At 43.2% G+C, this 12,257-nt stretch carries 11 protein-coding genes and 1 pseudogene; 9 read left to right on the top strand and 3 right to left on the bottom strand.

Annotation, left to right across the window (positions count from 1 at the left end; genetic code table 11):
- Window positions 1-89 precede the first annotated feature (89 nt).
- From C400_RS0118275 to C400_RS0118265, 3 genes are all read left to right on the top strand, one after another.
- Window positions 90-758: a uracil-DNA glycosylase gene (locus C400_RS0118275; RefSeq protein ID WP_017427843.1), complete on the top strand. Its 669-nt coding sequence runs from the start codon at window positions 90-92 to the stop codon at window positions 756-758.
- Between the two features lie 16 nt (window positions 759-774).
- Window positions 775-1,197 carry a hypothetical protein gene (locus C400_RS0118270; RefSeq protein WP_017427842.1) on the top strand — a complete coding sequence of 141 codons (423 nt, stop codon included), beginning with the start codon at window positions 775-777 and terminating at the stop codon, window positions 1,195-1,197.
- A gap of 120 nt (window positions 1,198-1,317) precedes the next feature.
- Window positions 1,318-3,204: an Ig-like domain-containing protein gene (locus tag C400_RS0118265; RefSeq protein ID WP_017427841.1), complete on the top strand. Its 1,887-nt coding sequence runs from the start codon at window positions 1,318-1,320 to the stop codon at window positions 3,202-3,204.
- A 77-nt stretch (window positions 3,205-3,281) separates the two neighbouring features.
- On the opposite strand, the gene C400_RS0118260 is transcribed toward C400_RS0118265, so the two are convergent.
- Both C400_RS0118260 and C400_RS0118255 read right to left on the bottom strand, forming a co-directional pair.
- Entirely contained in the window at window positions 3,282-3,584 is a 303-nt protein-coding gene (locus C400_RS0118260) for a hypothetical protein (RefSeq protein ID WP_013371923.1), read from the bottom strand.
- 385 nt (window positions 3,585-3,969) lie between these two features.
- On the bottom strand, window positions 3,970-4,164 hold the full coding sequence (locus C400_RS0118255) for a hypothetical protein (RefSeq protein ID WP_016822421.1): 195 nt from the start codon (window positions 4,162-4,164) through the stop codon (window positions 3,970-3,972).
- Window positions 4,165-4,305: 141 nt separating this feature from the next.
- Here C400_RS0118255 and C400_RS0118250 point away from each other — a divergent pair, with 141 nt between their 5' ends.
- Window positions 4,306-4,743 carry a NucA/NucB deoxyribonuclease domain-containing protein gene (locus C400_RS0118250; RefSeq protein WP_016822420.1) on the top strand — a complete coding sequence of 146 codons (438 nt, stop codon included), beginning with the start codon at window positions 4,306-4,308 and terminating at the stop codon, window positions 4,741-4,743.
- Here C400_RS0118250 and C400_RS28060 read toward each other — a convergent pair.
- Entirely contained in the window at window positions 4,736-4,894 is a 159-nt protein-coding gene (locus C400_RS28060; RefSeq protein ID WP_207714775.1) for a hypothetical protein, read from the bottom strand. The genes C400_RS0118250 and C400_RS28060 overlap by 8 nt on opposite strands.
- Window positions 4,895-5,026: 132 nt before the next feature.
- Here C400_RS28060 and C400_RS0118240 point away from each other — a divergent pair.
- The 5 genes and pseudogenes from C400_RS0118240 to C400_RS0118220 all read left to right on the top strand — a co-directional run bounded on the left by C400_RS0118240 (window position 5,027) and on the right by C400_RS0118220 (window position 12,236).
- Window positions 5,027-6,848, top strand: a pseudogene (locus C400_RS0118240) (sensor histidine kinase).
- Entirely contained in the window at window positions 6,823-8,448 is a 1,626-nt protein-coding gene (locus C400_RS0118235) for a response regulator transcription factor (protein WP_017427839.1), read from the top strand. The pseudogene C400_RS0118240 and the gene C400_RS0118235 overlap by 26 nt, the downstream one beginning before the upstream one ends.
- Before the next feature lie 120 nt (window positions 8,449-8,568).
- On the top strand, window positions 8,569-10,251 hold the full coding sequence (locus C400_RS0118230; protein WP_017427838.1) for an extracellular solute-binding protein: 1,683 nt from the start codon (window positions 8,569-8,571) through the stop codon (window positions 10,249-10,251).
- A gap of 188 nt (window positions 10,252-10,439) precedes the next feature.
- Window positions 10,440-11,330 carry an ABC transporter permease gene (locus tag C400_RS0118225; RefSeq protein ID WP_017427837.1) on the top strand — a complete coding sequence of 297 codons (891 nt, stop codon included), beginning with the start codon at window positions 10,440-10,442 and terminating at the stop codon, window positions 11,328-11,330.
- A gap of 27 nt (window positions 11,331-11,357) precedes the next feature.
- The gene (locus C400_RS0118220; RefSeq protein ID WP_016822415.1) at window positions 11,358-12,236 is read left to right on the top strand and encodes a carbohydrate ABC transporter permease; all 879 of its coding nucleotides are present in this window, start codon (window positions 11,358-11,360) and stop codon (window positions 12,234-12,236) included.
- Window positions 12,237-12,257: the final 21 nt, after the last annotated feature.

Raw genomic sequence — 12,257 nt, 5'->3', positions numbered from 1 at the left:
AAGCTGGCTCCGGATGAGGGGTCAGCTTTATTTGTTTGTACAAAAGTTAACAGCTTTCACAGATTTACATATTGAGAGGAGACAGCAGTATGTTTGGGAATGACTGGGATGATGTACTACGGGAAGAGGTCGAAAAGCCTTACTTTGATGAATTAAGGTATACGTTAGCTCGAGAGTACAAGTTACATAAGGTATATCCTCCAAAGGAAGATTTGTTTTCAGCACTCAAATTAACACCATATCATCTGACCAAAGCGGTTATATTAGGGCAGGACCCATATCATGGAGAGGGACAAGCTCACGGCTTGAGCTTTTCGGTTAGACCCGGTGTGCGTACACCGCCATCTCTACAAAATATATACAAGGAGCTGCGCGATGATGTCGGCACTTCGATTCCGAATCAGGGATATCTTGTTCCTTGGGCGGAGCAAGGTGTGCTGCTGCTGAACAACGTGTTGACCGTGCGCGAAGGACAACCGCAATCTCATCAGGGAATAGGTTGGGAACGTTTCACGGATGCTGTCATTGAAGCGATTAATGAACGTGAACAGCCGGCAGTGTTCATTTTGTGGGGGAGCCATGCTCAGAAAAAAGCAAGCTTCGTGAATACCAGCAAGCATTTGGTGCTGAAATCTGCTCATCCGAGTCCATTGGCGGCTCATAGAGGTTTTTTTGGCAGCAAGCCTTTTTCACGTACCAATGCATTTTTGCAAGAGCATGGAATGGAACCGATTCGGTGGGAGATTCCTAACCGCTAGCACGGGAGGTGAGGACATGCGTCAATGGAAGGGACGTCAGGTCATTTTATATCACGGCAACAACGGTCATACCCAGAAGGTGCGCGGCACACTTGAAAAATGGGATGATATACGAAAATGCGTTATTTTGGGCCCGAAAATGCTGGCTATTCCTTTTGAAAATATTACGCATATTACCATGCTTCCTCCGGGACGTGAGCGTAAAAGCCGCCAGCCAGCGAGGCTGAACGCTTTCGGTTATGTAATGAATGTTCCGTTACAGTTTGATAATGCCATTCATTTTCAGTCGGCGGTGACGATTTGGAGAGATGATCAACTGATTGCTTATAATGTAAAGCTGGTTAGTCACTCGGCAGACCATGTGACTCTTGAGGATGGACAAACCTTATCCAAGGAAGAGCATTTATTTGTAGTGAGGTCACTGCGTGGCGAACTTTAACTGTTATAATTCACCTTTTTTTGATGAAGGGTTCAATTTAGTTAGCTGCTTACCGATAAAAGATAATGGGATTGTTAATAATATCCTGTTTTATAGAATGAAACCAAGGGAGAGAAACGAATGGAGCGTATGAAACGTATGAGCAAACGGAGTACCTTCTTACTTGCTTTGCTGATGTTTGTATTCGCAGCATGGCCAGCAGGTTTGATCCGGGCTGAGGAGAAAACGACCTCCACAGTACAGTGGGACAGTCAAAATCCAACCACAGTTAATCTGGGTGGGAGCCCCGCTCAATTAAAAGTGTGGTCTGTGACGGAGACTGGTAAAACGGATGTAACCAAAGAAGCTGAATGGATCTCCGGGGACTCAAGTATTTTAAAGGTAGAAAAGGGACTCATTACCCCAGTGTCCAAAGGGCAGATTAAGATTGTTGCCACATATGATCAGAAAACAGTAAGTACGACGATTACGGTAAAATCGCCTTACAGCAAGCTGCAATTCAATCCGACGGGTCCTCTGAATCTGACTATTGGCGGAGAATCGAAGCAACTGACTGCTCAAGGTGTGCTTAGCGGAGGTGGCACGGAAAATGTGTCCGGCGTGGAATGGACATCCACGAATGAAGCTGTTGCTACCGTAGAAAATGGACTTGTACGTCCACTTGCCAAAGGCGTGACTTACATTAAAGCCGCCAAAGATGGACTGAATGCACAATTGATCGTGTATGTTCGTTCTTCATCCCAGGCACTGGTACTGAGTGAGACTGGCTCCAAATCGGTCTATATGGGTAGCTCCCCCATTCAGGTTACTGCAACCGATGTGAACCTGACTGGCGGCAAAACAGATGTGACCAACACAGCAGAATGGACTTCCTCTAATTCGCTGGTTGCCACTGTAGAGCAAGGGAAAATCACACCGATGGATGTAGGGAATTCGACCATTACAGCTTCCTATCATGGTTTGAGTAAGACTCTGAAGATTAATGTACTTCCAACTGTCGAAAAACTGGTCTCAAGCAAAGCCAGTCTGACTCTCGAAACTGGAAGCAAAACTTCCCTTCCGAGTATATCTGCTTATTTGGTCAATGGAGCCAAAAAAGCAGTTCAATCCGATGTAAAATGGAGCTTAAGCAGTGAGAGTGCAGTCAAAATTGCAAATGGTAAACTGGTAGCAGTAAACCCAGGTAGTGCAACATTGACAGCGACTGTAGGGGCGCTCAAGCTGGACATTCCAGTGACCGTACAATATAAGGTTCTTAAGCTGACGGCTTCTGAGAAAAAATATGTATTGGTTGCAGGCCAAGAAACGAGTATTCCGACTGTAAAAGCACACATGGCTGGTGGCGGAGTACTGGATGTTACCAACCAGGTAAGCTGGGTAGCTACAACAGCCGCAGTTACAGTGGGAAATGGCAAAGTAAAAGCGGTGAGTGGTGGAAACTCGGGAATCAAGGCAATGTATATGAATAAATACGTGAAAGTGCCTGTCATTGTGGAGGGAGCCATTTCTACACTGACACCAAGTTTTTCGAATGCTGAGATGAATTTGAAGGGAAGTAAGTCCATCAAAGTCGTCGGCAATTATACAGATGGTAAAAAAGTTACCCTGAGCAGTAAAGTGAAATGGACAACATCGAATGCTTCTGTAGTGGTCGTAAAAGGGTCTTCCATTAAAGCTGTTGGAATTGGAACAGCAACCATTACGGGTACGTACCAGGATAAGTCGTTTAACGTGGAGATTAAGGTTACACCTAAGTTGCTTAAGCTGGTATTGAGCAATAAAAACCTGAAGCTGCCTAAGGGCTCATCTCAAGTACTTAGCGTGAGTGCAGTTTATGATTCAGGTGCGACTGCGAATGTGACCAATTCAGCGGTATGGACATCCTCCAAACCGTCGATCGTACAGGTTACAGCTGGTCAGGTGAAGGCCTTGGATAGCGGAAGCTCCAGTATTAAAGTAGTCTATGGTGGTAAGAAGGTAACGACGTCTGCCAAAGTGTTAAAATAGTCTACGTACATTGCCACATCTGGCGTATACCAAACAAATAAACCCCCGGTCCAAAGACTGGGGGTTTTATTTTCAGCTTATTCTACGCCGTCCTGATAATGATTTTTCCAGTGCTTATCGCCTTTGTGCGCGAAATCTTCAACTGTTTTCTCCAGAGTAGCTACTAGTTGGGCTTTAATCTCAGCGATTGTGTCACGAAATAATCTTTCTTCCGTACCGTTGATTTTTTCACCATATAAAGCTTGAGCAGCTACAAATTGACGATGTTGTTCTACGAAACTGTCAATCGAATGCAATGCATGCTCCACGTATTGTGAAATGCTATGATGCTCGTTAGGCAGTTGTAATTTTAATTCCTTAACTCTGTTTAATAATGCCATGATGATCACCTCGTGCGTTTTGTTATGTCAATAATTATACATCATTTTCGGAAAAATTTCATTAAATTTCGGTTAAATTGTGACTTTTATTATGTCATGATTGCATTTTCAATGGTGATCAGTCCTAATCTCGGAATTTTGTGCTTTTTTCTTGGTTTCGTGATTTCAAAATTTAAAATATATGATACAAAGACAATGTAAGAGCAAGCTGCGACAGCTGTCTTTCTGACATGCTATAATGGGGAAAAAGCCCAGTCGGAAAGGTTGTCAGTATGGTATGAAGCTTTTTAAAGGTTTATTTTGGGGAATTCTGATTAGTCTTCTCCTGTGGTGCGCCTTGTTTGGGCTTGTCCGCTGGATGACTCATTAAGTCGTTCTCTGTATCTTATACAATAACTCTTGCGACTGTATCCACGTCATTAACGGAAATCGTATATACGTGTTCGTCATCGTAGAGCTTGAATTGCTGAGTTTCTTGGTCAGATAGGAGCTTAGGCCAGCCAATTACGGTATTTCCATTCAGTAACCGGATTACAACAGCTTGCATTTGGCTCACGGCCAGTTTGATCTCATCGTTCATTCGTACAACCTCCTCTCTATACTATTTGTCGTCGGATATTTAACCTTTTTTTATAGTCGGTAAGGGGTTACAAAAAATAAAAGCTGGGGATTACCTTAGCTGAAGGTCATTTACTGGAATAGCTTGAAAGGAAGAGGGAAATTGAAGAAAAAGTTGCTAAGTTTTATAGCCTTAGTGTTGCTAGCTGTGGGAGCGTACTGGTTTGAAGGAGACAATCTTTTTACGAAAATAACAGGAGAGAACCCGCCTTCATCAGCTCAGGTAACGCTGCAATTTCCGTCAGGTCGTTATCCTGAAACGGCGCAGCATATTAAGGAAGCCATTCAAGCGGGAAAATCACCAGTATGCACAATTGACCGGGAAGGAGCCGAGCAAAATCGTCAGCATTCACTTGCGGGTGTTCCTACTCGTAAAGGGTTTGATCGTGATGAATGGCCGATGGCTATGTGCTCAGAAGGGGGTAAGGGTGCAAATATCAAATACATAGCTCCTAAGGATAATCGTGGGGCAGGATCATGGGTCAGTCACCAGTTAGATCAGTATGAGGATGGGACTCGTGTAAAATTCGTTATTAAATAGTTTTTGATTTAGTGTTTTTACCTTTTAGCTCCTTAGATGTTTCCTGTTTGGCTTTAATCAGCGCCAAAAAATCAAAAAAATCACCTAGTGTATTGAAGCCGGCACCTAATATGGCCAGGTCTTCAGCAGATAGTTGATCTAACCATTCCATTTGCTTAGCGTCAAACATATTATCACCGCCAACCCTTAATAATGTATAGTATGTAGTGGCGGCAACGAAGGTCAGGGCTCTGGCATACCTTTTAAGTATGCCTGTTTTTTGTGCAGAGGATGTGTAAAACTCATGTTTAAATTTAATTTTTATACTAAAATCGTTTCCATCGTTATCGTATTGCTGATACCTGTGCTGCTTCTGTATGTCTACTCTAATCAGACAACGACAGGCGTATTACGTGAAGAACTGAATCAATCCAATTATAACCAGCTGACTTTTTTTCAAAACCAGGTGAATACGAATATTGAAATGATTTCCTCCTGGCCGCATCTGCTGATTCATGATCCTGATGTAGCCAGTTTCCAAGCAATTTTTTTAAAGGATAAGACTCTCAACCTGGATGGAATTAACCTTGTCAAGCGGATTCAAACCAAGCTTGGGCTTCAGGAAAGCTCTTCGAACTGGAGAACAGGGCTGAGTATATATTCTCCTTCGCTTGGACGAGTTGTATCGGAGAATGGAGCCAGTTATTATGATCAGAAGAAATTAAGACAATCGATTACAAACGGCTGGCAGGTATCTAAAAAAAGAGTGTACGGTAAGGATCAATTTATATTTTCATTGTATACCTTATCCCCGTTTTCCTCACTAGCCAATCCGGAAACCGCTAACACAATTATTAAAGTGGAATTCGATAGCAGCAACATTCAGGACATGCTTGACCGCTTTAAAGGCGACGGACGAAAGGAGCCTTTTTATTATAAAAAAGGTGTAGGCGTGATTTACAATCGCTCTGCAAACGAAGAATTGTCAAGCCAACTGATTGCGAAACTGGAGAAATTGGGATTACATGAAGTTGATAATTTGACCGTGAAAATTGGAGAAGAGAGTTACCTTGTTCACGCCGTTCTTTCGCAAACAACAGGTTGGTATTTGATTGACTACATGCCTTTGTCCGATATGATGTCTCCGATTTATTCATCTAACCGACTATTTTATATAACCGTTGTTGGCTCGCTACTGGTGGGGATCATTGGTGCTTATCTTCTTCACTCACAGGTACAAGTTCCGATTCTCCAGCTTGTGCGGGCGTTTCGGAGATTAAAGGATGGAGACTATGCTGTTCGTTTGAGTCCTAAGGGTAGTCATGAATTTGCATTTCTGTCACGTCAATTCAACCTGATGGTCGAACAGATTCAAGAGCTGTTTGAGAAGGTTTACGTTGAGAAGCTGCATGTAAAGGAAGCTCGTCTAAAGCAGCTCCAGTCTCAAATCAATCCCCATTTTTTTTATAATTGTTTTTCCTTTATTACGAGTATGGCAAAGCTGCGCAATCATGAGGCGGTCGTGGCTATGGCTCATAATTTGTCCAAATATTATCGCTATACGACAAGACAGGAAAGAGATTTGGTTCCTTTATCGGATGAAGTCGAGTTTGTGCAATATTATTTGAAAATTCAGCAGATGCGTATGCCACGGTTAACGTTCACTATTGATATTTCTTCACAGGCGAGTAGTCTGCTGGTTCCACCGCTTGTATTGCAACCCCTGGTGGAAAATGCAGTGCTGCACGGAATAGAACCTCAGGCGGAGGAGGGGATCATCCGTATTATGACTGAGTGCATCGGCTCATCCATGTACTTGATTGTAGACGATAACGGACTCGGTTTGAGTGAAGAGGATATAACATCCCTGACATTAGCACTTGAGAAGCCTGTAGAGGAGAAAAGTGGCTATGGTTTATGGAATGTGCATCAACGAATGCGATTACATTTTGGTGAAAACGCCGGGCTGGAATTCTCGTTGTCTCCGTTGGGAGGATTGAGAGTGATTTTAAAATGGCCACTGTCAATTGAAGAAGGGCAGGAAGACGGGTTGATCCATTCTTCATCAAATTCAAGAAATAGTTAAATTGGAGGATACTGATGGTTCAGATATTACTAGTCGATGATGAGAGTTATGTTACTGAAAGCCTGGCGGCTACCATACCGTGGGAGTCATTGGGAATTGAGAGGGTACATCAAGCAGCTTCAGCCTTGGCAGCAGTAGATGTGCTGGAAGCGCATGATATTGATATTCTGGTTACGGACATTCGTATGCCTGGCATGACGGGATTAGAGCTGATTGTTGAAGTAAACGAACGTTGGCCGCACATCCGAAGTTTATTACTGACAGGCTATGCTGATTTTGAATACGCTAAAAAAGCGCTCCAGCTTAAGGCTTTTGATTACATATTAAAGCCGGTGGATGATGATGAGTTTATCAAATGTGTGTCAGCTGCTATGGATTCGCTAAAGGAAGAATGGGAAGCATTCGACAAGGTTCATCAATTACAATACAGTCGCAGGAACGATTTCGGTGTGCTGCGCACTCATTTGATGCACGATTTGTTACTCGGGCGTGATTTGACTGTACAGAAAATAACGGACAAAATGTCCGAATATGAAATCAAGCTACGTACAGAACATCCTGCCAGTATGCTGCTTATTCAGTTGGGCAAGCATTTTTCTGATATGGATTATCACTCAGTGTCCTTAATTGAGTATGCGATTGGAAATATTGCAGAAGAAGTGTTTGCTCCTGATTTTCATGTTTGGCATTGCAAAGCGCCACATGATTGCCTAATCGTGTTAATAGAAGGAAATTGGGATTTATTTGCTGAAAGGACTATGGATGAACAGAATCATTTTTTGCGTGCAGCGATTGAGACCTTTCGAAAAAATGTGAGCAATTACTTGAAAGGTGAAATTTACGTCACATTAACGAATTGGTTTCATTTTCCGGATGAGCTGCCTAAGCTATATCAGACAGCAATCAGATCCTTATATTGGAACCAACAGGAGGAAACGAATCCACTGCTATTCATAGAAGAGCAGACAGAACAGTCACATAGCTCAGTGAAGTCGCTGGAAGGGCTTTATACGCACCCTACGCTTACTCATCTGCTAGAGTCCAGGCAATGGGAAGAGGCCGAAGCAAAAGTAAGCCGTGTATTTGGCAAAATGGAAGAGGCAGGTTATACACGCGAGCATTTGTATGAACTGTTTATTTCGGTAACGAGCGCCTTTATGTATACAGCTCACAAACAAGGACGCTTCATTACACAAATGGACCAGGTAGGCTTCGATCCGTTACATGCGCAGAAATTGGTTCATTCGTTTCCCCACCTCAAAGAGTGGATATTTTCCATGATGAACAAGCTTAAAGCCGAGTGGTCCGCAAGCGAGCAAAGCGCCAAAAGCTATGTGGTCAAGCAGGTTCAGGAGTTGATCGCTCAAGATAAAGGACAGGAGCTGTCTGTTAAGACGATTGCCGATCAGGTCTATCTTCATCCCGTCTATTTGTCCAAAATCTATAAAGCCGAAACTGGGGAAGGCCTGGGAGATTATATTATCCGAATGAGAATGGAACGGGCTCTTTATTTGCTTAAATATTCCAACAAAAAAATATATGAAATAACAACTGAACTCGGCTATCAGAATCCCCAATATTTCAGCAAGATGTTCAAAAAACATTATGGAATGACTCCGCATGAATTTCGGGACCAGTAAAGACGAATGAGTAAAGATCAGTTGGGAAAGGTGCAGAAATATTTATTTTGTGACATAGGCTGCTAAGAAAAGCCCTCTTATAATAAAAGAGTAGAAAATGATTTTTAGAGGGGGAACAAGATGCGAGTTCATTCGAAGAAAAAGCTATTGTCGTTGCTCGCCGCAACTATGGTATTAGGGGTTGGCCTTGTGGGCTGCTCAGGTGCAGGAAATGATGGGAATGCGGACAGCACAGCTAAAACTGAAAACGTATACAAAGAAAAATACAACCCAGAAGTTACAATATCCACGGTATGGGGTGTAGATCCCGCCTTAAAATTTAAAAATGGCGAATCTATCGAAAATAACGTTGCGACGAAATGGGCCAAAGAGAAATTTGGTATTAATATAAAATCACTCTGGTCTGTCACGGATACCAACGGTGCGTTTGCTACCAAGCTGCGGTTAGCGATGTCCTCCGGTCAGGAGATGCCTGATGTCGTTGTACTGGGGACGGAGAATGAGCAGCTGGCCCAGGATATGATCGATTCCGGTATGTTCGCTGAAGTTGGCCCGTTGTTTGATAAATATGCTTCGGATTCTTGGAAGCAGGCCATGAGTCAGGATACGAATGTATGGAATCAGTATAGCCGGGATGGTAAAAAAATGGGTATCCCTGTGCTTGATTTCGCCTATAACCATGATTATGTATTGTGGGTACGACAAGATTGGTTGGATAAGCTGGGGATGAAGGCCCCTGAGACGATGGATGATCTTGAAAAAGTGATGGATGCCTTTAAAAATAAAAATCCGGACGGATTGGCTCCGGACAAAGTGACCCCGCTCAGCATCGGTTTCAAAACATCCATGAACACTTGGATGGGTGACCCATCCTGGATTTTCGGGGCTTATGGCACACTACCCCAGCAGTGGAACAAAGGTGCAAACGGCAGCTTGGAATATGGCTCTGTCCAGCCTGGCATGAAGCCGGGTCTGCAAAAACTGAGCGAGTGGCTCAAAAAAGGATATATCCCTCAGGAAGCAGCATTATGGGATGAAAATAAAACGACAGAACCTACAGTTGCAGGGACAGCCGGGATGATTCCTGGGCCATATTGGATGAGCGGATGGCCGCTTCAAGATACGGTTAAAAATGCGCCGAGTGCTGTATGGAAGCCGATCAAGATTCCAGCCGGACCTGACAACAAAGCTATGCGCCATGGAACGCAGTACACCAATGGTGTCGTACTCATCAACAAACAAATGCAGCATCCTGAAGCCTTCTTCACATATCAAAATTACTTGTTTGATCATTATGCAAATGCCAAACCGGACGGTGATTTGTCGAATGGGCTGTTTAAGGGCTACGATTATGATTTAGATGCCAATGGAAAGCTGGTGTCTATTGATAAAATACCGGGTGGTTATGTAAACTCTATTCGTTATTTGCTGGTTCGTGATGGTGCGCGTATTCCCGATGCCCAAATGAAGGCTTTGTTAAGCTTGGCTGACGGTGCAGAACCGAAAACCAGACTGGAGAAAGATGTAATGGTGAATTACGGGAAAGACACTCCCGCAGCGGCCAAAGTGCTTATGGAACAGAAAGATATCTCCATGAAGGATCAGTTCACGGGACCAACTACGCCAACGATGAAGGCTAAAAAGGATTATCTCGATAAGATTGAAAGCCAGACGTTCAATGAAATTATTTATGGAAAACAGCCGATTTCCGCTTTTGATACCTTTGTACAGACGTGGAAAGCCGCTGGTGGCGAACAAATTACAAAGGAAGTAAACGAATGGTATAAGAGCGTAGAAAAGTAAAAGTTGTTGATGTTGTAAAACAAATTAGGAGGGCTGTCCCGAGGTGGACAGCCTTTTTACTTCAGCTTCATATGGATTAAATAAAAATGATTGCTTTTGTGCCATGTATGTTGGTTTTTTGAACTGTTGGGACTGCGAAAACGCTTTTATAATTGAGGTATACCATGAGAGTTACAGGAGGAACTGCGATGAGAAGTCTGCAACGTACGTGGCCATTTCATATCATGCTGCTGCCAGCCATTATTTTCTTAATTGTATTCAGCTACATTCCAATGGGCGGCATCGTGATGGCCTTTCAAAATTACAAACCTTGGCTAGGCATAACTGGTTCTGAATGGGTTGGACTGGATAATTTCCGCTTTTTGTTCCAACGGGAGGACAGTCTTCAGGTCGTATGGAACACGCTGATTATTGCTGTGTTAAAGATGTTTTTCAATCTGCTGGTTCCGTTTGTTTTTGCTATCGTGCTGAATGAAATTCGCAAGGTCGGACTTCAGCGCTCCATTCAGACATTGGTGTATCTGCCACATTTTCTGTCCTGGGTAATCTTGGGTGGCATTCTGATTGATCTGTTGGCTACTGACGGATTTATGAACCGGATTCTTGGAAGTATAGGAATCCAGCCTATCTTCTTTCTGGGAGATAACAACTGGTTTCGTTTTACCGTCATTGTATCGGACATATGGAAAGAGTTTGGCTACAATACCATCGTATTCCTCGCTGCACTGGCGGGTATCAATCCTTCGTTGTATGAGGCTTCTGAAATGGATGGAGCGAGCCGGTGGAGACAGACGCTGCACATTACTGTACCATCATTGATTCCGATGGTGGTCGTTGTTGGGACGCTTGCCCTTGGTAATGTTCTGAATGCTGGTTTTGATCAGATTTTCAACCTTTATAATCCGCTGGTATACCAAAAAGGCGATATTATTGACACATTCGTCTATCGGACAGCATTGATCAATGGGGAGATGGGCTTTGCTACCGCCATTGGGTTGTTCAAATCCGTTATCAGTATGATTCTCATTCTGATATCTTATCGGCTTGCTTACAAATGGGCAGGTTACCGCATATTCTGATTCCACAAGGCTGAAAGAGGGAGAGTCATGTATCATAAAACAACGCCATACCGCATTTTCAATGTGTTCAATATTTGCTTACTAGTGATTTTGTCTATCATGTGTATCGTTCCATTGATTCATGTGTTGGCAGTATCATTTAGTGCTAAATCAGCAGCAGATGCTAATCTGGTTGGACTGTGGCCAGTGCAATTTTCATTAGAAGCCTATAAGAAAACGATGAATAACCCAATTTTCCTGCACTCCATCTGGATTTCTGTCTGTCGGACTGTCTTGGGAACCGGCTTGACGCTACTTATTACCTTTTTAGCTGCTTATCCGCTTTCGAAGGAAACCACGGTGTTCCGCAGTCGCAACATTTATTCATGGCTGTTTGTATTTAGTATGATTTTTAACGGTGGTCTGGTTCCATTCTATATGGTTATTCAAAAGATCCATCTTATGGACAGCTTCTGGGTACTTGTTTTGCCAGGAGCGGTCAATACATTTCTGGTCATTCTTATGCTGAACTTTTTCAGAGGTATCCCCAAAGAGATGGAAGAGGCGGCATTGATCGACGGAGCAGGGCATTTTCGGACATTGTTTAGTATTTTCTTACCGATATCCATGCCTTCCATTGCGACGATTGCGCTGTTCAGTATGGTATTTCATTGGAACTCATGGTTTGATGGTCTGCTCTATTTGAGCAATGCAAAGGATTATCCGCTGGCGACGTTCCTGCAAACTGTAATTATACAGAAGGATATGAGTTCCATGAGCATGAGTCCCAAAGAGATGGAATTACTGTCTCAGACGACGGTTAATGCAGCACAAATTTTCATTGGTGCAGCGCCTATTCTTATTGTATATCCATTTTTACAAAAGTATTTTGTTAAAGGTATGACCCTAGGTTCCGTCAAAGAGTAACAGAACTAATACAAGGAGATG

Source organism: Paenibacillus sp. ICGEB2008, from assembly GCF_000307675.1.
Taxonomy (GTDB): Bacteria; Bacillota; Bacilli; order Paenibacillales; family Paenibacillaceae; genus Paenibacillus; species Paenibacillus polymyxa.
This window is presented reverse-complemented; position numbering and strand designations above follow the sequence as displayed.

What these genes read in the sequence shown, in the direction of transcription:
- C400_RS0118275 (WP_017427843.1), top strand. Translation starts at nt 90, where the DNA reads ATGTTTGGGAATGACTGGGATGATGTACTACGGGAAGAGGTCGAAAAG.
- C400_RS0118270 (WP_017427842.1), top strand. Translation starts at nt 775, where the DNA reads ATGCGTCAATGGAAGGGACGTCAGGTCATTTTATATCACGGCAACAAC.
- C400_RS0118265 (WP_017427841.1), top strand. Translation starts at nt 1,318, where the DNA reads ATGGAGCGTATGAAACGTATGAGCAAACGGAGTACCTTCTTACTTGCT.
- C400_RS0118260 (WP_013371923.1), bottom strand. Translation starts at nt 3,584, where the DNA reads ATGGCATTATTAAACAGAGTTAAGGAATTAAAATTACAACTGCCTAAC.
- C400_RS0118255 (WP_016822421.1), bottom strand. Translation starts at nt 4,164, where the DNA reads ATGAACGATGAGATCAAACTGGCCGTGAGCCAAATGCAAGCTGTTGTA.
- C400_RS28060 (WP_207714775.1), bottom strand. Translation starts at nt 4,894, where the DNA reads ATGGAATGGTTAGATCAACTATCTGCTGAAGACCTGGCCATATTAGGT.
- C400_RS0118235 (WP_017427839.1), top strand. Translation starts at nt 6,823, where the DNA reads ATGGTTCAGATATTACTAGTCGATGATGAGAGTTATGTTACTGAAAGC.
- C400_RS0118230 (WP_017427838.1), top strand. Translation starts at nt 8,569, where the DNA reads ATGCGAGTTCATTCGAAGAAAAAGCTATTGTCGTTGCTCGCCGCAACT.
- C400_RS0118225 (WP_017427837.1), top strand. Translation starts at nt 10,440, where the DNA reads ATGAGAAGTCTGCAACGTACGTGGCCATTTCATATCATGCTGCTGCCA.
- C400_RS0118220 (WP_016822415.1), top strand. Translation starts at nt 11,358, where the DNA reads ATGTATCATAAAACAACGCCATACCGCATTTTCAATGTGTTCAATATT.